At 49.0% G+C, this 22,300-nt stretch carries 21 protein-coding genes and 1 pseudogene; all 22 read right to left on the bottom strand.

The features are described from left to right. Nucleotides 1-2: 2 nt before the first annotated feature. The 22 genes and pseudogenes from EKG39_RS17670 to EKG39_RS17565 all read right to left on the bottom strand — a co-directional run bounded on the left by EKG39_RS17670 (nucleotide 3) and on the right by EKG39_RS17565 (nucleotide 22,150). Entirely contained in the window at nucleotides 3-1,250 is a 1,248-nt protein-coding gene (locus EKG39_RS17670; RefSeq protein ID WP_126507308.1) for a beta-ketoacyl-ACP synthase, read from the bottom strand. Nucleotides 1,251-1,287: 37 nt separating this feature from the next. Beyond that, the gene (locus EKG39_RS17665) at nucleotides 1,288-2,013 is read right to left on the bottom strand and encodes a 3-ketoacyl-ACP reductase FabG2 (protein ID WP_126507307.1); all 726 of its coding nucleotides are present in this window, start codon (nucleotides 2,011-2,013) and stop codon (nucleotides 1,288-1,290) included. Nucleotides 2,014-2,019: 6 nt separating this feature from the next. After that, the gene (locus EKG39_RS17660; RefSeq protein ID WP_126507306.1) at nucleotides 2,020-2,508 is read right to left on the bottom strand and encodes a hotdog family protein; all 489 of its coding nucleotides are present in this window, start codon (nucleotides 2,506-2,508) and stop codon (nucleotides 2,020-2,022) included. Then, nucleotides 2,505-3,698, bottom strand: coding sequence for a beta-ketoacyl-[acyl-carrier-protein] synthase family protein (locus tag EKG39_RS17655; RefSeq protein WP_126507305.1), 1,194 nt, complete (start codon nucleotides 3,696-3,698; stop codon nucleotides 2,505-2,507). The genes EKG39_RS17660 and EKG39_RS17655 overlap by 4 nt, the downstream gene beginning before the upstream one ends. 67 nt (nucleotides 3,699-3,765) lie before the next feature. Beyond that, nucleotides 3,766-4,398: a DUF3261 domain-containing protein gene (locus tag EKG39_RS17650; RefSeq protein WP_126507304.1), complete on the bottom strand. Its 633-nt coding sequence runs from the start codon at nucleotides 4,396-4,398 to the stop codon at nucleotides 3,766-3,768. Between the two features lie 28 nt (nucleotides 4,399-4,426). After that, nucleotides 4,427-5,689 (bottom strand): NAD(P)/FAD-dependent oxidoreductase, encoded by a 1,263-nt coding sequence (locus EKG39_RS17645; RefSeq protein WP_126507332.1) that lies wholly within the window; start codon nucleotides 5,687-5,689, stop codon nucleotides 4,427-4,429. Next, nucleotides 5,689-8,097 carry an MMPL family transporter gene (locus tag EKG39_RS17640; RefSeq protein WP_126507303.1) on the bottom strand — a complete coding sequence of 803 codons (2,409 nt, stop codon included), beginning with the start codon at nucleotides 8,095-8,097 and terminating at the stop codon, nucleotides 5,689-5,691. Before EKG39_RS17640 ends, EKG39_RS17645 begins: the two co-directional genes overlap by 1 nt. Then, on the bottom strand, nucleotides 8,094-8,897 hold the full coding sequence (locus EKG39_RS17635; protein WP_126507302.1) for an outer membrane lipoprotein carrier protein LolA: 804 nt from the start codon (nucleotides 8,895-8,897) through the stop codon (nucleotides 8,094-8,096). Before EKG39_RS17635 ends, EKG39_RS17640 begins: the two co-directional genes overlap by 4 nt. After that, nucleotides 8,894-9,364, bottom strand: a complete 471-nt coding sequence (locus EKG39_RS17630; protein ID WP_126507301.1) for an acyl-CoA thioesterase — start codon at nucleotides 9,362-9,364, stop codon at nucleotides 8,894-8,896. Before EKG39_RS17630 ends, EKG39_RS17635 begins: the two co-directional genes overlap by 4 nt. Then, the gene (locus tag EKG39_RS17625) at nucleotides 9,361-10,923 is read right to left on the bottom strand and encodes an HAL/PAL/TAL family ammonia-lyase (RefSeq protein WP_126507300.1); all 1,563 of its coding nucleotides are present in this window, start codon (nucleotides 10,921-10,923) and stop codon (nucleotides 9,361-9,363) included. The genes EKG39_RS17630 and EKG39_RS17625 overlap by 4 nt, the downstream gene beginning before the upstream one ends. Next, a complete protein-coding gene (locus EKG39_RS17620; protein ID WP_126507299.1) occupies nucleotides 10,924-12,627 on the bottom strand; it encodes a glycosyltransferase family 2 protein in 1,704 nt (567 codons plus the stop codon). Beyond that, nucleotides 12,627-13,004, bottom strand: coding sequence for an ApeI family dehydratase (locus tag EKG39_RS17615; protein WP_126507298.1), 378 nt, complete (start codon nucleotides 13,002-13,004; stop codon nucleotides 12,627-12,629). Before EKG39_RS17615 ends, EKG39_RS17620 begins: the two co-directional genes overlap by 1 nt. Next, on the bottom strand, nucleotides 12,997-14,361 hold the full coding sequence (locus tag EKG39_RS17610; protein WP_126507297.1) for an AMP-binding protein: 1,365 nt from the start codon (nucleotides 14,359-14,361) through the stop codon (nucleotides 12,997-12,999). The genes EKG39_RS17615 and EKG39_RS17610 overlap by 8 nt, the downstream gene beginning before the upstream one ends. Beyond that, nucleotides 14,358-14,906, bottom strand: a complete 549-nt coding sequence (locus EKG39_RS17605; protein WP_126507296.1) for a COG4648 family protein — start codon at nucleotides 14,904-14,906, stop codon at nucleotides 14,358-14,360. The genes EKG39_RS17610 and EKG39_RS17605 overlap by 4 nt, the downstream gene beginning before the upstream one ends. After that, on the bottom strand, nucleotides 14,906-15,154 hold the full coding sequence (locus EKG39_RS17600; RefSeq protein ID WP_012004463.1) for an acyl carrier protein: 249 nt from the start codon (nucleotides 15,152-15,154) through the stop codon (nucleotides 14,906-14,908). The genes EKG39_RS17605 and EKG39_RS17600 overlap by 1 nt, the downstream gene beginning before the upstream one ends. Nucleotides 15,155-15,162: 8 nt before the next feature. After that, nucleotides 15,163-15,417 carry a phosphopantetheine-binding protein gene (locus EKG39_RS17595; RefSeq protein ID WP_126507295.1) on the bottom strand — a complete coding sequence of 85 codons (255 nt, stop codon included), beginning with the start codon at nucleotides 15,415-15,417 and terminating at the stop codon, nucleotides 15,163-15,165. 3 nt (nucleotides 15,418-15,420) lie between these two features. Beyond that, nucleotides 15,421-16,212 (bottom strand): lysophospholipid acyltransferase family protein, encoded by a 792-nt coding sequence (locus tag EKG39_RS17590; RefSeq protein WP_126507294.1) that lies wholly within the window; start codon nucleotides 16,210-16,212, stop codon nucleotides 15,421-15,423. Further along, nucleotides 16,205-16,921, bottom strand: a complete 717-nt coding sequence (locus EKG39_RS17585; protein ID WP_126507293.1) for a beta-ketoacyl synthase chain length factor — start codon at nucleotides 16,919-16,921, stop codon at nucleotides 16,205-16,207. The genes EKG39_RS17590 and EKG39_RS17585 overlap by 8 nt, the downstream gene beginning before the upstream one ends. Nucleotides 16,922-17,482: 561 nt before the next feature. Continuing rightward, nucleotides 17,483-18,352 (bottom strand): DUF3014 domain-containing protein, encoded by an 870-nt coding sequence (locus tag EKG39_RS17580; RefSeq protein WP_126507292.1) that lies wholly within the window; start codon nucleotides 18,350-18,352, stop codon nucleotides 17,483-17,485. 185 nt (nucleotides 18,353-18,537) lie between these two features. Next, a complete protein-coding gene (gene recG, locus EKG39_RS17575; RefSeq protein WP_126507291.1) occupies nucleotides 18,538-20,613 on the bottom strand; it encodes an ATP-dependent DNA helicase RecG in 2,076 nt (691 codons plus the stop codon). Between the two features lie 166 nt (nucleotides 20,614-20,779). Beyond that, nucleotides 20,780-20,872, bottom strand: a pseudogene (locus EKG39_RS17570) (DNA-binding response regulator); the annotation flags it as partial. Between the two features lie 345 nt (nucleotides 20,873-21,217). Further along, nucleotides 21,218-22,150 carry a calcium/sodium antiporter gene (locus EKG39_RS17565; protein WP_126507290.1) on the bottom strand — a complete coding sequence of 311 codons (933 nt, stop codon included), beginning with the start codon at nucleotides 22,148-22,150 and terminating at the stop codon, nucleotides 21,218-21,220. Between the last annotated feature and the right edge of the window lie 150 nt (nucleotides 22,151-22,300).

Here is a 22,300-nt window from a genome sequence, read left to right as displayed (position 1 = left end):
TTTTATTGTGTTGAGTTGGTTTCTGACCAGCGTTTAAATATCAAGGAGGTGTTGATGCCACCGAAGGCGAAATTATTACTCATCACATAGTCTGTATCTATATGTCGAATATCATCCTTAATGTAATCCAGCTCGCCGCACTCGGGGTCTATTTCGGTTAGATTCAGGGTTGGTGCAAACCAGCCGGCATTCATCATCTCTATACTGATCCAAGCTTCCAATGCGCCACAAGCCCCTAAGGTATGACCGGTATAACTCTTGAGTGATGAGATTGGCATGGATGCGCCAAAGACGGCGTGGGTTGCCTGAGTCTCTGCAATATCGCCTCTATCGGTCGCCGTGCCGTGAGCATTCACATAACCTATTACATCGGGGGACTGTTGACTAGTTTTCAAAGCCTGCCTGATAGCTACTTCCATGGTAGCTGCATTGGGCTGAGTCACATGAAGGCCATCGGAGTTCGTCCCAAAGCCGACGATTTCGGCATATATTTTTGCGCCGCGTGCTTTAGCGTGTTCAAGCTCCTCCAGCACTAAGGTACAGGCGCCTTCGCCTATGACTAAACCATCACGGCCTTTATCAAATGGGCTGGGACTCAGCTCGGGACTCTCATTTTTGGTGCTGGTGGCAAAAAGGGTATCGAAGACCACGGCTTCGGTAGCGCATAACTCTTCACCGCCACCTGCAAGCATTAACTCTTGCTGGCCGTACTTGATCGCCTCATAGGCGTAACCTATTCCCTGACTACCGGAAGTACAGGCACTGCTGGTAGTATGCACACGCCCCTTGAGACCAAAGAAGACGCCGACATTAACCGCGGTGGTATGAGCCATCATACGGATATAACTGGTGGCGGTGACCCCTGACATGTCGCCATTTTTTAGCATATCGCCGAAGGCGATAATGGGATCTGTGCTTCCTGTAGACGACCCATAGGCGATGCCCATGGCGCCCGAGGTCACGACAGGATCATTTAACAGGTCGGCGTCGATAAGGGCGAGCTCGCTGGCGCGGGTTGCCATCAGAGACACTCGTCCCATGGAGCGCACTTTCTTACGGGAGTAATGAGCCGGCTTTTCAAAGTCAGTAACGGGAGCGGCTAATCGAGTGTTGAGACCGGTATAACGATCCCACTCGTCGAAACGCACGACGCAGTTCTTCTGAGCCTTTAAGTTAGCGGCGATTGTTGGCCAGTCGTGGCCCAAGCTGGAAATTCCACCACAGCCAGTGATGACGACTCGTCTGCTCATTGGTTTAAATCTCCGTTTAATCCCTGTTTACATTCCATCAGATCATGCCTCCGTTTACCGAGATCACTTGTCTGGTGATGTAAGCGGCATCCTCTGACATCAGAAATTTAGTCAGACCTGCAATTTCGGAGGGTTTACCCATGCGGCGCATTGGAACGATCTCTTTGACCATATCCTTGGGGATATCCGCTACCATGTCGGTCTCTATTAGCCCGGGTGCGATACAGTTAACGGTGATTTTGCGTTTCGCTAACTCAAGTGACAGTGCCTTAGTCGCCCCGATAATCCCCGCTTTAGAGGCGCTATAATTAACCTGCCCCCGGTTGCCTGCAATGCCGGAGACTGAGGCCATGGTGATAATTCTGCCGCCAAGACGGGTCTGGATCATCGGCATAACCGTTGGGTGAATGACGTTATAGAACCCATCTAAATTAGTGTGAACGACGCTGTCCCATTCATTCTCTGTCATGGCCGGGAATGCGGTATCGCAATTAATTCCTGCGTTGAGCACCACACCGTAATAGGCACCGTGCTGCTCAATATCAGTTTCAATACTGGCTTTCACCCCTGCACGATCGGCAATATCAAACTGCAAAGAGGAGACCTTAACACCATGTTCGAGTAGCTCCTGCTTCGTTAGCTCAGCCGCTTCGTGGTTGCTGTGAAAGTGCAGGGCAATATCATATCCGGCCTCAGCGAGTTGTAATGCTATCGCCTTACCAATTCCTCTGCTGGAGCCTGTCACTAATATCCGTCTGTTCATTACGCTTTATCCTTGGCTCTCTGAAATATAGGCGAGGGCATCCTGAGGTTGAAAGACATTCACATTCGCCTCGGCAACTAAGGTATCTCCATGAAATACCTGACAATCGAAAACGGCCAGCCCGGACTCTTCCTGATACAGGCGGGTCACTCTGGTCTGATAGCTCTCACCCAATTTATAATTTGGTCGGTGCATCTTTAACTTTCGACTCCCTAAGAGAAATCCCACCCGGATATCCTCGCCACGCACCTTGGCCTCAACTCCGGCAAGTGCAGCAATACTCTGCGCCATATATTCGATGCCGACGTAATTGGGTACGGCATCAGTCGCGGTTTCGAAGTAGGGGCTCTGCTTGGTAATATTGGTCTGAGTTAACAGAGTATCGGGCCCATGCTCCACCAGAGTATCGATTAAGATCATTGGGGCTCTATGGGGCACAACCTCGGCAACGGGCAATTGAGACAGTGGCTCGGGTAAATGGAATTCTTGGGTCATGATAGTGCTTCTTTGCGGCAAAATATCAGGCTGGCATTACTGCCGCCAAAGGCAAATGAGTTACTCATTATATAGTGAAGATCTGCAGTTTGTCCTTTGTTGACCAAAGGTAAGCCGGGATCGTCAGGATCTTGTTTGCCATCCCAAACCTGTGGCGGGAGAGCCTGTGTGGTATTGAGCGAGCTAAGCAGCAGATAGCAAAATGCCGCCTCGATGGCGCCGGCAGCACCTAAGGTATGCCCGGTCAGAGGCTTAGTTGAATTGCATGGGGGGATGTTGTTGCCAAACACTTGTTGCAGGGCACGACTCTCCATCGCATCGTTTTTGCGGGTAGCGGTGCCATGTAGGTTGATATAATCGATCTTATCCGCACTTATCCCTGCATCAACGATGGCTGCGTTTATCGCCGATATGGCTCCATGGCCCTCGGGGTGAGGTGCAGAAATATGATGAGCATCGCTGGACTCGCCGATGCCTGCTAACATGATTTCCGCATCGCCTTTCTCGAGAGTAAACAATGCCGCCCCTTCACCAATATTGATCCCATCTCTATCGGCGCTAAAAGGCTGACACTGGCCCTTTGAAACGGATTCTAACGAGTTAAAACCATTGAGCGTTAGTCTGCAAAGGCTGTCGCTACCGCCGATTATGACCAGATCACATAGGTCTGCCTGTAATAATCGCCGGGCACTGGCAAATACCTTGGCACTGGAGGAGCAGGCGGTGGAAACGGTATAACAAGGTCCGCAGGTCTTAAAGAGGTGGCGTAAAAAATCGCTGCCATCACCGAGCTCCTGCTGGGAATATTGATAACTTGGGGGGAGCAGACCTTGTTCGCTTCTATGTTTTAATGCTTCCTCACCCTGAGCTATCCCCGAAGTACTGGTGCCTAATACTATCCCGATACGTTCGGGACCGTATTGCTCTCGAGCCTGTGCGACGCTGTCGGTAATCTGCTGTGCGGCGCAGAGTAACAACTGATTATTGCGGGTGCTGAACTGCATAAGAGAGTCTGGCAGTTCAGGTAGCGGCTGGCTGACCTCTCCCACTAAGGCATTGCTCTGTGGGATCAGATCGCCTCGAAGTTTCATAGCGTCGGTATCGCCTTTTACCAGTCGGGCTAATACCTGTTCCGGACTCTGGCCTAACGGAGTGCAAAGTCCTATATGTGAGATGGCTATTTTAGTCATTATATTTTCATCTAACTAATGTTGTATAATCAGGGTGATAATGCCAGTGTAGGGCAATTGTACGAACTCAAATCGGGGTTATTTTAAGTTCAAACCTGGCTTGAGGGATCGCTAATTCGACCTCTGCCTTCCATGGATCTCTGTTATTAAAACTAATCTTCAAGATGCTCTCTTGCTGATTTTCTTTAGTGTCATTCGTCGTAGCATATATTCTTCGGCATCTCGGCGCATCACACTCGGGAGATGTTAGTGTTGCACCTTGTAAATGCGCATTTACATCTTCCTCCGGCCAGTATATCAGCTGGATGAGCGCAAGCAGGTACTCGGCTTTAAATTCATCACCTAACAGCATACTTTGTTGGCTATTCAGACTCACGCCATCGAAGACCAAGGTAAACAGGGCTTGTCCTAATGGAGCTAAACCGACCAGTGTCAGCTTGTCTCTGTCCAGCTCTAATTGACTCAGGAGTTCATGGCGGGAATCATTCACGTTAATGGCGACCTGCTGGGTCGCTGAACGTATCTGACTGTTCGCGGGAATGGGAGCAAGGCAGTAGGTTGCATCTTTGGCCAGATCTACGCAGGTTTGTCGTTGCAAGGTCTGGCTGCAGCCGCTGACAAGCAGCGCCAGACAGATAAAAACGCAGATCCCTGTGTGACGCTTGACGCTGTCAGTCATGGAGTGGTGAAATTGGGCCATAGTGTACTCTCTACTTCAATCACAGCGTTTAGCGACATAGCTCAACGATTAGGTTGAGCCTTTTCTCTGATTCGGCTACTAAGGGGTTGGCTTCATCCCATGCATAGCCCGCCAGAATTGAACAGACCATCTGTTTGATCTTGTTATCCGGGGCATCATAGAAGATCACGTCCTGGAAGCGACCATCATACCAAGCCTCAACATAGGTGCGGAAGGTATCAACTCCACGCATCAAGGGCTTTGCGTACTCACTCTGCCAATCAATATTTTCTCCATTGAGTTGTCTTACTAAACAGTCAGTTGCCATTGAGGCTGATTGCATAGCGATAGTAACGCCTGAGGAGAAAACTGGATCGAGGAATTCGCCGGCATTGCCCAACAGGGCAAACTTGTTGGTGGCCAAGGTGCTGACATTGGCGGAGTAGCCTTTTAGTACCGCACACTCACGCAGAATTTCGGCGTCGGCCAATAGCCTTTTCAGGCCAGGTTCCTGATTGACCATATCCATCAATAGCCCTTCCAGGCTAAGCTCTGAGCCACCCAGAAGGTGTGGTTCGCCGACGACGCCTAGAGAGCATCTGTCGGGGCCTAACGGGATCAGCCAAAACCAGATATCCTTGTTTTCGGGGTGAACGCTGATCAATATTTTATCACGGTCAAAGGGCCTGTTATCGACCTTTTTATCATCAATGTTATCCCGGATGTGGGTAAATATGGCACTACGGTTGGCCAGGTTAGAAGGTTTTTCCAGTTCGAGTAACTTAGGCAGAACACGACCAAACCCACTGGCATCCAAAAGATACTCAGCCTCTATAAGGTACGTCTCTCCGTTGGCATCAATTACCGTTAGCTTAGGCTTGCCGGTCAGGTCGACTGCTGTAACCGTTTCGCCGTAGCGGATCTCAACGCCCTGTTTGGCAGCCGTATCTGCAAGGAGTTTATCGAAGCCGGCGCGTTCGACCTGAAAGGTTGTCCCCGGTCCCGGTGTGAATTTTTCGCTAAAATCGAAATCTGTGTATTGATTTTTATAACGGAAAGCGGCGCCGTTCTTGAACTGAAAACCTGCCTGATTGACGGCTTCGAGCATGTTTGCCTCATCGAGCCATTGCATACAGCAAGGCAGTAGACTCTCACCGATGGAAAAGCGTGGAAACTGCTGCTTTTCGATGACAATAACTCGCTTACCTTGTTGGTGAAGAAGACTGCCGGCTATGCTACCCGATGGTCCTGCACCTATGATAACTACATCAATATCAGTCAGAGTCTCTGGCGTCGGCGAAGAGGCATGCATCACTTAAAAGTCCTTGTGAAAGTTTGAATAAAGGGGGATAGGGCAAAGGTGAAGCCAATCCCCAGCAGGAGTGTCAGCCCAAAGCTATGTATGGCCGGCGTACTGCTGAATGCCAGCAAACCGAAGGCTAGAATGGTCGAACAGGCAGACATAAAGACCGCCATCATCACGCCACGGCTCTGCTGTTTCGATTCGGCAAAAAACAAGCTGTAATCGACCCCGATACCAAAAACGAGAATAAGGGCCAGGGCATGAAATAGTGTCAGGGGAGCCCCAATCAGTCCAAGCAGTGAGAGGCTCAATATCGCAGAAAGGGCTGGCACGGCGACGACGAGAGCGGCCAGTTTAAACGTGAAACGGGTGCTGAACATGATGGCCGCCATGACCATGGCGATGGCAAGTAGCCACAGGGTTAATTCCCGGTATTGGCCCATGATGCCTGAGATGTCACCGACTTTATCCACCAACTGAACATAGGGCTGCCCGGTGAAGAAATTTTCTAATTTGTCTATATCGGTTATTCCGCCAAGCAACACGATGGCACCGTATTCATCTTGCTGTGATGTTGGGGCTATCCATAGCGGCTTAAACAGTTTTCCTGCATCGGAACCGATAAAGGAACCTGCATCTATATAGCTTCCTTTCGCCTTCTGATAAGCCAAGGCTAAGTCAGAGTTTAGTGAGTCATCGAGCCCAAGGCTTACAATGACCCGGGTTAAATCTTGTTGGTATATATGGCCCTGTAAACGGTAATTACTCTCTTGTTTACTCCTGCTTGGAAGATAACTACTTAGGCTAAAAGCATTACCAATCAAACCATCTTTTACTGCATTGTTAAGTTTAGGGGCGAGTATTTCCAGTCGCTGTAACAATAACTCTTCTGTATCGGCTCTAACGAGCAGGAATTGATTATCCGTGCCACCACTGAGAATACCTCTGAGCTGCTGCTCTTCATTTAATACCGACAGCGGACTCTGCTGAAGATTGCGAATATCATCGTCACTGGTGAGTCGATAAAGGCCAAATGCTGAGATGATGACCGACAGGGCGAGTAACACGACCCCAACTTTTAAATTTAAAGACCTCGATAAGGTATTCAATTGAGTCAGGTAAGCAGCTGCCATAGTGAGTGGCTTCTCACCGGAAGGCAGTGGCCCCGAGGCGAGTAGCGGATAGGCCAAAACTAAGGTTATATAGGCGCCAAACAGGCCGGCGGCACAGAAAACGGCAACCTGCTGCATTCCGGGGAAGGGGGCCAGTCCTATTCCTGAATAGGCGAGTACACTGGTAATGAGTGCCAGGGTGATCGCCGGGAATATGTGTCTTATGACATCGTTGGCACTCTTGTTGGTTTGAGCCAGTCGTTCACAATAAAAGTGAAAATTATAGTCGATGGCAATCCCTATCAGGCTGGTACCAAATACTAAGGTCATCAGGTGAATCTCTGAGAAGATCAGCAATGTCATCACTACCGCGGATAACAGGCTGGTGGCTATCGTCAATAGTGCGATGCTCAGAGGCATTATCGAACGAAAGGCGAGCCAGACGAGCAGACTCACGCCGATAAGTGAGGCGAGTCCCAGAGTGGAGACTTCACTCTTGGCACTCTTAGTCGCGGCGCTGGCATGAAACAGGGCGCCGGCTTTGAGTACCTCTATCTGCTTATTTTGGGTCTTAACCGTCTCTAATGCCTCTTGTAGCACGGCCATCTGTAGTTCTTGTGTATTTGGATTAAAGGCACTACCCACGCCCTTGGCCATAACAATGGCGGCTATATGATCCGTTGAGTTCGAATTCTTGTCTGTCTGCCGGGCTTGTCCCAGCAGTATCCCCTGCTGCACCTGCAGTGTCTGTTTTGGAGCGAGAGCCTGCAGGTTGTCAGGATAGAGCAGCAGAGGGTCATTGGCGATTAAGCCACTGTTAGCGTAGCCAAAAGCATTGTAGAGCTGACTCTGAGCCTGCTGGATCAGTTCGTTTAACTTGCCTGATGAGAGGGCGTGAGCCTGAGTCCGGGTTAACAAGTTAAATCTATGACTAAAATAGAACTGGTTCAGTGCCTGAGCCTGATTGAGATCGGCGCTTCTTATATCGACGAATGCGCCTCGTTCGCTGGATGAAAGGCTTTCCATCAAGGTCTTCGCAGCAGTAACAGCCTGGCTTTCATCGTCGGCGAGCAGGGCGATATAGACAGTGTTTGATAGCTGCTTTTCGACACGCGCCAGTGCGGTTTCGGTTAAGGGATCTTCTTTGAGCTCCGGCAGCATAGCCAGAATATCACTTTGGATTTTGGCCCCGCCCTGCCATAGCTGTAGGCCGGTTAATGTGGTGATGCACAGGAATAACACCCAGAGGGCAAATTTGAGCCTTATCGGACATTGACTCAAGCTGAGTGCCAGTTTATCTATCATGGATTAAGTTCTGGCTCAGCTTCGGGCTGAACCTCAAGAGAAGTCTCACTCTGCTTATCTGATAGCAGCAGTAGCTGTTCTTCAGAGAGCGGAGCCTTGCTTATCTGCTCAAACTCAATTCTGCTCTTGTCGCCATTGTTGCTCAGTAGGGTAAGGGCCGATACTTGCTCCTCACCTTCTAATACCATTTGAGGTATCGCCTTAATGAGTAAGGGGTCTTTGGGGATTAACCCCAGCTGCCAAGGATGTTGACTATTCTCTTGTGAACCGTTTTGTGAGTCGTTTGGCTTGAGGTACAGATTAAAACTCTCACTTAACTCGTTCAGGTTACCACTAAGCAGTGCCGACAATAATTTCGGCATGGTTTGCGCTATGGTAGCGGCTCCCTGATTGGAACCTGCCTGTGATACCTGCTTTCTCCCCGCGCTATCTATCTGTATCAGCTCCCCATCTTTTAATATCAGTGTCGTTTCAAAGGGGTGAGTCTGCTGCCACACCAGGCCGAGTCGATAATCAAAAATAAACAGGCCATGGCTGACCAAGGGCTTTTTAAGAACCTTAAGTGTACGATATTGAGTGAATTTCCCACTGGCACTCTCACCTATCATGACTCGCTCAGCCAATGCCTGCAGCCGTTCATTGTCAGCTGTCGATTCAAAAAGAGTGTCATAACTAGCAGATTGTGTAGCATGGCTGTTAAATATGCTCAGGCTCAGCAGCAGGAGTAAACCGAAAAAACCTTGCCCCCGCAATAAGCCTGCTGCGAGCCTTCTGCTATAAGCACTTATAAGTGACTTCATAGGCTGCTTCCTGCGGATATAGCCGGGGTAACTTTCTCTATCAGGTGAGCAATTTTATCTCTGAAGATATCGGGCGTCACGAAGCATAGCTCGTTGGTTGCTGTTTCAACGGCGGCTTGTATTGTGTAGCCCTTGGTGAGCCGCTGATTGGTGGCGACATCCCTGACCTGGTAGTTGATCTTGATTCGGTTCTCCCATTCGACGAGCGAGGCGATAACCTTAACTTTTTGCTCAAACGTGCTGGGTTGAACGTACTTTATCTGCAGATCGACGATAGGCCAGGAGTAACCCGAGGCCTGCATCTCCCGGTAGCCGTATTGGATTTCATCTAATAGCTGACAACGGACAATTTCAAAATAACGCAAATAGTTGCCATGCCAGGTGATGCCCATGGAGTCGACATCATGAAACGGGATCAATATCTCCAGCTCTGTGGTCAAGATAGCTTTGCGCGATAGCCTGGTCATGAACACACTTCCCATAAACCATGCTGGATCTTGTCTACTGTCTGCCTGAGGACCGGCTCAAGCGGTCTGTCTTCTGTCAGTAGCTCAAAGTCAGCCTTCACTTGCTCAAGGGTCTTGGCTACGGATGGCGTCAGCGAGGAGTGGCAAAGCTCCTGTTGTGAGATCCGTAAATTAATCCCCTGAGTCATGGCTAACAGCGCGGCTGCGGCAACCTGCTCCGTCAGCTGGAGTACACGCATGCAGTCGCGGGCCGCTATGGTACCCATGCTGACTTTATCTTGATTGTGGCACTCAGTAGAGCGGGAGAAAACGCTGGCGGGCATGGTATTTTTCAGTGCTTCGGCGGTCCAGGCGGATACGCCTATCTGCACGGCTTTGAAACCATGGTTAATTGAGCGTCTTGCCCCTGTCGATGCCGACAGATTAGCGGGAAGGCCGTTATTGAACTTAGGATCCATGACCAGAGCCATCTGACGATCGATGAGATCGGCGATATTGGCCACGGTATTTTTCATCGAATCCATGACGAAGGCGATATGGCCGCCATAGAAGTGACCGCCATGAAGAATGTGCTCCCCTTCGGCGTCGACGATAGGGTTATCGTTGGCACTGTTTAACTCAGTCTCGATAAACTGACGCATGAAAGGCAGTGCATCCTGTAACACACCGATAATATGCGGTGCGCAGCGGATAGAGTATCTATCCTGAAGTCTGTCTGAATTTCTAGGATGCTCATGATGATTGAGATCTTCGCGGATCCAGGCGGCTATCTGGTTTTGTCCCGGATGAGGCTTAGCGGCGAACAAGATATCATCGAAGTGGTTGGAATTTCCCTTCAGAGTGAGTGATGCCATCGCGGTGATGCGGCTCGCTAAGCGGCTGAGATATTGGGCTCTGTCATATGCTAAACATGCCAGTGCCGTCATGACGGCGGTACCGTTCATGAGGGCTAATCCCTCTTTCGGGCGCAGTCTTAACGGGGTAATGTTGAGTTTGGCATAAACGTCGGCAGTGGGCTGACGCACACCTTCATAGATAACATCACGCTCGCCCACGAGCACCGCGGCCAGATAGGACAGGGGAGTAAGGTCGCCACTGGCTCCTACAGACCCCTCCTCCGGGATCACCGGAATGATATTAAGGTTAAGTAAGGTTTCAATTCTCTGCAGTAGTTCGTAACTCACGCCAGACTTACCGACCGCGAGTGAACTGAGGCGACAAGCCATAACGGCTCGAGCCTGCATGGGAGAGAGTATTTCACCTAAGCCGCAGCCGTGAAATCGAGTCAGATGCAGGGGAAGTTCATGGACCAGATCCAGGCCCACTGTAACCGTGCAAGAGTCGCCATAGCCAGTTGTGACACCATAGACCACTCCTTCTTCGTTAAGCAGGCTGTCGATGAAGTTAGCCCCTTTCTGAATATAGGCCTGATAATCATGACTTTCTTTTAATTTTGCTTTAGCGCCTTTGGCTACCGCAACGACATCTTCCAGGGATAAGGCCCTGTGACCAAAATGAACAATCATCTCGCTTTGGTTTGATTGATTAGTCTGAGTCATCTATTTATCTGTCCTGTCTTTACCGTGAAAATTGGTTCGCTGGATTTCGCTGTCCTTACGCCAAAAATCAAAAAAATTAAACCATTGCAGCGGTTCACGCCGCGCATAATATTCGAGCCGTGAACTGTAGTTATTAACGGCGTCTTCGAGTCTTTGCATTCGACCTTTTCTGGGGCCTTTCAGTGTATTCGAGAATGTTTCCAGGTGGACCCTGTAGCGGTCCTGTTCACGAAGACAAAACATTAAATACACGGGGCAGTCGAGTAACCCCGCAAGAATAAAGGGTCCCTGAGGGAAGGGGGCCTGTTTTCCCATGAAGGGGGCATAGATCACCCGGCCTTGGGTATTAGATGAGGTTCTATCCCCTGCGATAACGACCAGCTCTCCATCTTCAATCTTCTGTTGCAGTAACATTGAGGTTGTCGGACCTAAGTCGGTGACCTGAATAAGGTTAAGCGAGCTATCCGGATTGAGCTGTTTTAAGACGCGATTAAAATTTTCGGCATTTTGCGTTAACACCATGACGTTCACTTTGACTCGCTTCTGGTGAACGGAAATGGCGCGACATAGCTCAAGGTTCCCCAGGTGAGAGACCAATAAGACAGCCCCCTGACCGGCAGCAAGCTGATCGGCCAGGAGGGCGCGATTGGGAAAATCAACCTGGCTGAGTTGAATGCGGTCGCACCAGGCATCGATGCGATCTAAGGCTGCGTTACCGAAGGCAAGGAAGTGTTTGAGGCTTTGACGCCAGCCTACTTTTCCTTGTAGCTGTGGCTGCTCCGGATCATAGTTTTTTACCTGCTTCAAGAATGTGAGCGAGGCATCTCTGGCGCTGCGACCCGTTAAGAAGAAATAGAAGATCACGGGATACATGATGGCACGGCATAGCCAGTGTCCGCCGAGTTTATAGCTGGCAGCCAGTAATTTTATTCCCCAATAACTGCCGCGTTCGGTGATAGAGGACCAGTGGTCATCTTGATTACTCTTGATTAACCTCTGTGGCAAACGTTTTAGCATGCCGAAGAACAGCCGTGTGTGCATACCTGAGATCCGCAGATTATCCCATAACCCCTGAAAGTGGCTGATGCCATCTTCGGGATAGATCACTTGCGTAGGTAGATGGATAACCTCTGTGCCAGCCCAGTGCAGGCGAACTAAAACTTCAATATCGAAGTCCATTCGTTCGCCTAAGGCCTGACTCAGGAATAGCTTTTCGGTGGCGGCAAGAGGATAGACACGAAAGCCACACATGGAATCTTGAATATCGAAACTTAAGGTTTCAACCCACACCCAGAAGTGGGTGAGATAGCGTGCATAGAATCGACTCTTAGGAACCGATTCATCATATTGAGGCAGGCCGGATATCAAGGCTTCGGGATGTGCCTCTGCCTTGGCTAGCATGGCCGGGATATCGTCTAAGTTATGCTGGCCATCGGCATCGACCTGTAGTGCGTGGCTATAGCCATCTTTATAGGCGGCTCGCAGACCTGTAGTCACTGCGGCCCCTTTGCCACGGTTAAATGGGTGATGTAATAGCGTTACCCATGAATACTTATCGGCAAGAGAGATTAACAGGTGCCGTGTTTCATCATTGCTACCATCGTCTACCAGATAACAATGAAGATCGAGTGCAGCCAGTGATTCAAGGGTCTTCTCGATCGCAGCCTGATGATTGTAGTTAGGAATGACCAATGCTAATTGCATCAGCTGACCTCTGTATCGGCAACGGTCGGGGAGGCAAGCAAGATCCGCCCCGACGCGAAGCGCTTCTCATCATCAAAATAGCTAAAGAGCAATTTGGTTTTACTGCTGTTTTGAGAGATTTTCAGGGTTACCTCAGAGTTTGGCAGCATTAACTGCTGAAACTTAAGCACCTCTAAGGTGGCAACATCAACAGGATAATTGAAATGCTCACACCCCATACGAATTGCCCAGTCTAACTGAGTCACGCCCGGCAGTACGGCTTGTTCGGGAAAGTGGCCGTCAAAAAATGGCAGGCCAGCGTCGATAAATATTCGCCACTCTATGGCTTCGCCTTGAATGTCTGTCGAGAGGACTCTGGGAAGCTTGGATTTAATCATGTTCGAATAACTCAGATAATTGATTGGCTAATCGTTTTCCCTGTGAATTTACGGGAACAGTTTCAGGATATCGCCATCGCCTGGGCAGAGTGACGCGTTCGAACTGAGTCAACAGATGAGCCTTAAAAAGGTTATTCAGGCTGAGCTTTCCTTCGGCATCTAACTTCTCTTTGCCGTGCTGAGATAACTCTATGACGGCGCCAAGTTGGGTACGTGGCTGCTCTAAGACAAGTAGCGCCGCCTGACTGACCAGTGGGTGGCTCTCCAGTAGAGCCTCCATCTGCACCAGTGACAGACGTTTCTCTTCGATTTTTACTACCCGGTCGAGTCGCCCCTGTAACTGGAACTCACCAGGCTTGAGAAGAGTGATTTTATCTTCGCATCTCAGCCATTCATCATTCTCAAGATAGGGTGATTTAAGCAGCAATGCGCCATCTTTATCATCCTGCCCGATCTCAATGCTGTCGAAAACGCGCCAAGGTTGATCTTGCTGAGTCTGTCTGCGGTAGGCTATTCCGCCTGTTTCTGTACTGCCGAATACCTCGATGGGATGTCGACCATAACAGTGGGCGATACCCTGGGCCGCCTCGAAATTAAGCGGTCCCCCAGAGCTGAATACCAGGCTTGGGGATCTTAATTGGCGTTCATTATCCAAAGATTCCGGAAGGCGGGATAATTGAGCCGGGCTACTGATCAAACAAAGATTGGGGAATAAACTCGTGTAGTAAGTCAGTGTCTCCGGGTATTCAACAATATCGCTCAGAAATGGACGGCTGGCAGCGAGTGGCCACAGGATCTTAAACAGCAGTCCATAGATGTGTTGATGAGAAACGGTCGATATCACGCTGCAGTGCGGAAGGTGCTTGGCGAAGGTGTTCTCAAGGATGCTGACTTCGGCGTCTAACTGCTCCAGTGTTTTGCATACGGCCTTGGGGTGACCGCTACTTCCTGAAGTAAAGAGCACGAGCTTTCCGTAGTTGTCACATTCCGGCCAAATGTTATTGGTTTGATGGAGGTCTTTCTTCAGCATGATGAAAGCTTTGCCTTCACAAAGAGGCTGATCAGAAATGACTCCATCGAACTCATGGGTTATCTCACTCAAGGTGCCTGTCTGAGTGTTTGATGGAAGAACCACCTCTTTTCCGGCAAGAAGTGCGGCGCACAATCCCACTGCAAACAGGTCACTACTTTCGCATGCCAGCAGCCAACGCTGTGCTTGTGACTGGCTCAGTTGCTGGTGGACATTGGCAACCTGGCTCGTGAAGGCTGCACCGTTGACAATATCATGGTGATTGAAGCTGATAAGTTGTTGGCTCGATGGCCCCTTGGATAACCAAGATTTCAATAACTCTGTCATGACTTTTTTAACCAAATAGTTCTATACAACCACTCGCCACCAAGTAGCGAACCTATGAGCAGATAGGCGATAAGTCCGTTATACAGCGTCCATATTTCCAAACTGGAATAGCGGGCGGTATAGAGGGCTACGACGCCATTGAAAACAAATAAGCCACACCAGATGAGCGTGACTTTTTGTAAGTAAGGGATCGCTTCATCGGGAAGGTCAGGTTCTTTCAACCTGGCGAGTCGTTCAATCATACTCGGTCCCGACTTAAGCGAATAGCCGAACAAAAGTAGCATACTAAGGTTAATCACCACCGGATAGTAAAGTAACCAATCGTGCCGCTTTGCGATAAAGCTTCCGGCAGTCAATCCTATGCCGACCAACAGAGGCAGAACCATCGACTTGACCTGTTGTTTTTGTATCAGCAACCGCAGAATTAAAAACAAGCAAAGTACCATGGCTATGGTGCCTGCCGGCAAATAGTTGAGTCCAAAATAAACGGCTAAAGGATAGCCAATTAATAAGAGACTAGTGACTATTTGTAAAAATAAGCGCATCAGCCTTTAGTCAGCCCTTCGATGGCGGTAACAACATCATCGACAGTCCGTACGGCTTTAAACTCTTCAGGTTTTATTTTCTTTCCTGTCATCTGCTGCAACTTGATGACTAAGTCAACGGCATCGATGCTGTCCAGATCTAACTCTTGATAGAGAGACGCTTCAAGGGTGATATCTTCGGCTTCGATTTCGAACTCATCGACTAAGATCTGAGTCAAAGCTTCCAGAATTTGTTCACGACTTTGCATAATCTCTCCTAAGCTCGCTGCGATTCAATAAAGCTAGCTAAGCTGGCCACACTATAAAAATGTGCTTTAGTAGCTTCAGAGTTAGCTTCAATTTTTACATCGAATCTCTTTTTAATTGCCAAGCCTAGTTCCAGCGCATCGATTGAGTCCAGCCCTAAGCCTTCTCCAAATAGCGCTGAATCAGTTTCAATATCATCGATGCCGACATCTTCGAGGTCCAGGCAATCTATGATTAATTGTTTTATTTCGTTGTGTAAGCTCATAATTTATTCAAGTTCTTTTTTAAAGTGATCTTCGAGATCCCGTGTAAGTAGACGCGCCATTTTTGCATCGCCACCGGCTTGTGTATCATACCTGATGTGCTCGATAGTTTCGCCTACTTCAACACGCATCCCAATGGTGCGACGGGGGATTTCATACCAGGCTTCCTGCTTAGTTAAGCCCGATGCATTGGTATGAAGAGTGACAGGTAAAATATCTGTCTTGGTTCTTAGTGCTATATTGGCAGCACCGCGGGCAAAATCATTGATGACAGAGCCAAGGACTGTGCGTGTGCCTTCCGGGAAAATAATTAAGTTAGTCCCGCTGTCTAAAACTTCCTTACAATCATACAGAAGTAACTCTGCACCCCGATTAGGTATATAACCTGCGCAGGCCACAACACCGCGCATAAAAGGGTTTCGCCAGATCCCCTGTTTAACTATGCACCCGGCATTGGGCATTAAGCTTATCAGCACTACGACATCGACCAAGGTTGGATGATTCATGACAACCACCTTGCCTCTCGCTTCGCTCAGTCGTGCCATGTTAACCGGGGTAAGTTTAATGACTCCGGCCCAGCTAAGCATATGGACGAAACCTCTAAACATAATATGTACGGCTTTTTGTACCCGTCTAATTCTCTGCTCTTTCGTTCCCGGCCAAAACCGCAGAAGAGGTAAGATGGTTAGCGAGGTTAGCAGGCCGCCGAGCCCGAAGACGATATAGCAGCTAACGCCTCCTAACCACCTTGGAATATAAGCGATGCCGGTGAGCCTCTTTGCCGGAGTATTATCCAAAATTTAACTGCCAATGGTGTTTAGATAGCGTTCCACTCAGAGGTTGGTTCGTCGCCAGACTATGGAGGATCTCTCCATAGCTCACATCATCTGCCGAAGTAATATTGCCTATGGTGAGCTGTGGCTGGCCAGGCTCAGGTGTTGCGAGCGTCAATACGAAGGCCATAGAGAGCGGCAGTTCTGGCTCATCGGTGAATTGACTATAAACCTGTGGGACCGGTTCATCACCAAAAACAAGCAGAAGTGGAGTGGGGTCTTCGTGAAGCTGTGCGTAAGCCTCTACCAGGGCTTGATAAAGCGTCTCAGAACCTGCGGCAATCGAGGTCGATGAGGCACGGTTTCCCTTGAGTATGCTGTAGATCCCACTGGCGGTATTATGGACCGACTGGCTAAATGCCGTGGGTGAGAGTGCCTCCTGATTTACGACATTATCGAGTAGGCCTAAGGTGCGATTCAGCTCTCCATGTCTGGAGCTGAAGATGGTGCGACATTGCTGCGGCGCATCGCATTGAAAAGCGGCTTCGAGTTGCATCTTGGTCAGAGCACTATAACGCCTGCGTTGCATGGCTGGGACCTGTGCCAGTTTAGGCGCGCCGGGCAGATCTGAATCATGGTCTGATCCAGTTTCTTGCCAATTCTGCCAGTCGCTGGCTAGTTGGTATTGAGGTGACCAGGCTCCCCAAGAACAAATTGAAAATATTAACTGCACCGCTTTGCCTCTGATATGACGATTAAGCCTAGGTTATCCATAACGATATAAATATGAAAAACTCTCATATTCTGCACCAGATCTACGCCTTTGATATAACGATTAAGCCTAGGTTATCCGTAACGATATAAATTTGAAAACTCTCATATTCAGACTGGCAAGACTACTGCCAAATCCGATTTATTCTGCACCAGGTCTACGCCTTGGATATAACGATTAAGTCCGGGTTATCCATAACGAGAAAAATTAGAAAAACTCTTTTATTCAGACTGGCGAGATGACTGCCATATCCGATTTATTCTGCACCAGGTCTACGCCTCTGATATGACTATTGAGTCCGGGTTGTCCATAACGATAAAAAGTAGAAAAAGCTCAAATATTCAGACAGGCAAAACTACTGCCATATCTGATTTATTCTACACCAGATTAATACTTATGATGAAGCGTTTTGAGTTACAGCTGTTGTGATATTGTATCGAGGTGAGCAGAGGATTTAGAAGGGGTTTTTAACCTGCAGTAGGTACACTGCAGGTTAAATTGAGGCGGGTGAGCTTAACTCTATTAATCAGCTAAGTGTTTCTTTAGTCTACGAAGGGCTGCCTTCACCTTCTTGCTATTTTCAGGCCCCATTCTGACTAATAACTTTTGTGCATTAGGCAGGGCTTCAAGTTGAGGGTCGACAAATTGATAATTAACGCTGACACCATCGAGCTCTATGGGTTGTTCAATAATCGGTGCCGCCAGCATGACGTCTATGGCCTCTAGCATGCGCTCATTAAAGCTCATTTCACCATAACCTAATTCCTCGAATGCCTCAGATAACAGCGGGGTGAGTTCTTTATAGGTGGCAGCAAGTTGCTCCTCATTTAAGTTGGCAACAAAATCGGCGTAAAGATCATATCTGTGGTAGCTATCCGGATTAAGGTACGTTTTGTTGGTGATATCTGAGACGGTAAAGACTCTGTCCGGTCCCTTGAGCGGACTGACCTTGCGAGCGAGTTCTCCCTGCGCCAGATTATCGACAAATACAACAAAGTGTCTCACGAGATCTTTTTCGACCAGCATGGGCTCGATCGCCATACCGTCGGCCATCACGACCGTCTTGTCATGAACAAAGCCGTCACTCTCTTCCAGCGTCGGCAGAGGTTCAATTTCTGGCTGAGGGGTCTCAACCACTGCGATTTCCGGCTCGACAACGGGCTCTATCTCAGGCTCCGGGATATCGGCAATGGTGACGATAGGCTCTTCGGGGAGCGCGTCGGGTATTTCAACGGCGGCTCTCTCCTGTGGCTGCGGCTCCTCGGTATCACTGAAATAGTAATAAGCTCCACCGGAGATGAGTACCACAACGGCAAGGGCCACTATTGCTATGGTATTGGCACCGGCTGACTTTTCTTGCGGTGCTATTCTATCTTCTTGACTAACTTGCATTTAACATCCTTTGAAAGCTCGACTCGGTTACGGAGGGCCTATTTTCAGGCTTATACCAAAGAGAAAAGAAGGTATCACTCCATTCTGCAAAATTCAGCGGTCTTGTCTAGAGAAGTCAGCTGAAATAAAAAATAATTAATCTGAAAGTGTGTATTAAGCAGCGATTATTTAACATGGCGGTAGCGCTATGCCTGCACAAACTGCTCTCGGTCGCCTAACCAGCGCTGCACAATACTGTCGACATTGTCCGGCGCCTGTTGCATGAGATGAACTGCAAGCTTTTGAATATGAGGAATCAGGGCCTGATCTCTGATGAGATCGGCGATTTTCATATCGGCAATTCCAGTTTGCTTAGTGCCAAGCACCTCACCGGGACCTCTGATCTCAAGATCTTTTTGGGCGATGATAAAGCCATCGTTGCTGTCTCTCAGCACACCCAGTCTTTTGGTGGCACTGGGCGAGAGTGGGGCTTTATACATAAGCACACAGTGGCTCGCCACCGCGCCTCGACCAACACGGCCTCTAAGCTGGTGCAGTTGGGCTAAACCTAATCGCTCAGGGTTTTCGATGATCATTAAGCTGGCATTAGGCACATCGACGCCCACTTCGATGACTGTGGTGGCGACTAACAGATTCAGGTTTCCGGCCTTGAACTCGGCCATAATGGCTTGCTTCTCGGCAGACTTCATGCGGCCATGAACCAGACCAACCTTGAGCTCAGTGAGCATGAGTCTGAGCTCTTCGGCGGTATCTTCAGCCGCCTGACATTCGAGCACCTCAGACTCTTCGATTAAGGTGCAGACCCAATAGGCCTGTCTGCCATCGTTAATTGCGGCCTGCCTGACCCGTTCGATCACTTCGTTGCGTCTCGAGTCGGATACGGCCACGGTAGCAACCGGCGTTCGTCCGGGTGGGAGTTCATCGATTACCGAAGTATCTAAGTCTGCATATGCCGTCATCGCCAATGTGCGTGGAATGGGCGTTGCGGTCATGATCAACTGATGGGGATGAAAGCCTTGAGCTATCCCTTTCTCCCTTAGGCCCAAACGTTGATGCACGCCAAACCTGTGTTGTTCATCTATGATGATCAGTGCCAGTTTGTTAAAGGCGACCTTATCCTGAAAGATGGCGTGAGTACCTATCACCATATTGGCTTCACCACTCTCAATATCCATCAGAGATTGTGTTCTGGCTTTACCTTTTAATTTACCAGCTAACCAGCCAACTTTTAGCCCCAGGGGTTCAAACCACTGAGTAAAGTTCTCTGCATGTTGCTCCGCAAGAAGCTCGGTTGGTGCCATCATGGCGACCTGATAGCCATTTTCGATCGCCTGCAGTGCGGCTAATGCTGCTACTAAGGTTTTTCCCGAACCAACATCGCCCTGAACGAGGCGCATCATTGGAAATGGTTTCTCCAGATCCGTCGAGATATCTGCTCCGACTCTTTGTTGGGCTCCGGTAGGCTTAAAAGGAAGCGATTTCAAAAATGGATTGAGTAGCTGACCAGATGCAGGCATTAAGACTGCTTTGTCCCGATTACTACGCTGGCGCAGCTTCAACATACTCAGGTTGTGGGCCAGCAGCTCCTCTTGAATTAACCTTTGTTGTGCCGGGTGAGTACCTTGTTCGAGTTCAAACAGGGCGACGCCGGTATGAGGCCGATGCAATAGCTGCAGGGCTTCCTTTAAACTCAAATTATTAGGCTGAAGTCCCGGTGGTATCAATTCCGGTAAGCCACCGTCTTCAAGCAGTGTTAAGGCTTGCTCCGTCAGTTTTATCCAGCTGGCTTGTTTGAGACCTTCGGTTGTCGGATAGACTGGCGTGAGTGTATCACTCAAGGCGAGATCGCTACTGGTCTGTACCAACTTATATTCGGGATGAATGATCTCCGCCTGATGCTTTCCACGGCGGATTTCGCCATAGGCGCGAATGGTTAACCCATTCTCCAAGCCATTTTTTTGTGCGACAGAGAAGTTGAAGAACCTAAGCGTGAGGCTGCCGGTGTCATCCCTCACGGTACAGGTCAGCATGCGCTTGCGGCCCTGAATTATCTGACTGGATTGAATGACGGCTTCGATTGTACCGTAGCTGCCCGGGTAAAGTGAGGCTATGGGGTAGATCTGAGTGCGATCTTCGTAACGCAAGGGGAGGTGAAACAGCAGATCCTGTACCGTATGAATGCCGAGCTTAGCCAAGCGTTCGGCCATCTTCTTGGCAACGCCTTTGAGCTCAGTTACGGGAACAAGGTCGAGTCTATTCACTCACAATACCAATCTGATTCGTTGAGTGTAATCGTATAGATAACACTCAATCACTGTGTTTATATACATATACTATCAGATAAACGTGTGATGGCAATCATAAGGCTGGTATTGCTGTTTAAGCTCAGGTGCAAATTTCCCAGAGTCTGACGAAGTGCCTGTTGGTTTATAACCAACCTTTTTGCCGCGCGATCCGTGCCGCATCGATTCGGTTTGATGCATGAAGTTTACTGATGGCTTCAGAAAGATAGTTGCGCATAGGCGTTGTCGTAACCCTGCGTCTGCTGACTCAGGCCTTGCAGGGCCGTAATGTTAATCGTATTCGAAGCGCTATCGATAGTGGGGATCTCGTTAGCTTGAACTGTGTGAGAGAACAGTGTGAGAGAACAGTGCCATTGCAGTGATCAGAATTGCTGTTTTCATATCAATCTCCTGTAAATTCCCTTTATTGGGTACAGGACCAGTATTGAAAGTTGGCTAAGATGTTTGCAGGCACAAAGGTCATCAGAGCGGTATGACAAATGTCACTTTCGAGCTTTATCCATATCGATTGGTATGAGTAAGCCACCGCAAGAGACGGTGGCTTTAGTTGGAATATGAGTGGTTAAGCTGAGGCTTGAGCCACGAGATAACCGATATATGACACATACCCGGCTAATAGAATGCCACCTTCCCGGCGACCGATCCTAAATCCCGACCAGGCGAAGGGTAAGATGAGGAGTGCCAACACCAGCATCACCATCAAATCGAAACTTTGTACCCCTCCGGCGGCAATGGGATGTATGAGTGCCGTAATACCTAATATGCCAAGAATATTGAACAGGTTAGAGCCGACAATATTGCCTATGGCGATATCACTCTCTCCCTTTCTTGCGGCCACAACCGAGGTGACAAGTTCAGGCATGCTGGTTCCTATGGCGACTATGGTCAGCCCTATGATCACTTCGCTGATCCCTAAGCTTTTGGCTAACGCTACGGCGCCATCGACAAATAGGATCCCGCCTGTGACCAGCATGGCTATCCCAATACTGATCAAGAGCACCGATAACAGCGGATGTTGCGGGCTCACATCGATCTCTTCACCATTGCCGCCATTTTTTGAGCTGATGTAGCTGAAGCCCAAATAGGCGAATAGTAGGGTCGTGAGCAGAGCACCATCCCAGAAACCTAGACCACCATCGAGCAGTAAGCCCCAAAAAAGGAGTGAGGCGACAATCATGATAGGAATGTCGCGTCTTACCATCTGAGATTGCACCTGAATAGGGCGAATTAAGGCCGTTATTGCCAGGATTAGACCGATATTAGCTATGTTTGAGCCGATGACATTGCCCAGTGCGATACCACTCTTGCCAGCGAGAGCGGACTTTAAACTAACGGCCAGCTCAGGTGCGCTGGTACCGAATGCAACTATGGTTAAGCCGATCACCAGTGGGGCTATCCCCAGTCTAAGTGCGATAGCACTCGCACCGCGAACCAAAGCCTCTGCACCGAGTGTTAATATCAGGAAACCGCCGATAATAGACAGTAAGATAAGCATGCTTTTTCACCAGGATAATTTCAGGATGGCTAGCATATGTATTTTGCCCGGACAGGCAATCAAAATAAGCGGTGACGGGATTAAATTTCGTTAATTTTTGAATATTCAGATAACAAAAAAGCATGCCGATTGGCATGCTTTAAATGAGGT

It is taken from the genome of Shewanella atlantica, assembly GCF_003966265.1.
Taxonomy (GTDB): domain Bacteria; phylum Pseudomonadota; class Gammaproteobacteria; order Enterobacterales; family Shewanellaceae; genus Shewanella; species Shewanella atlantica.
Note: the sequence above shows the minus strand (reverse complement) of the source record. Positions and strands in the feature narration are given on the sequence as shown.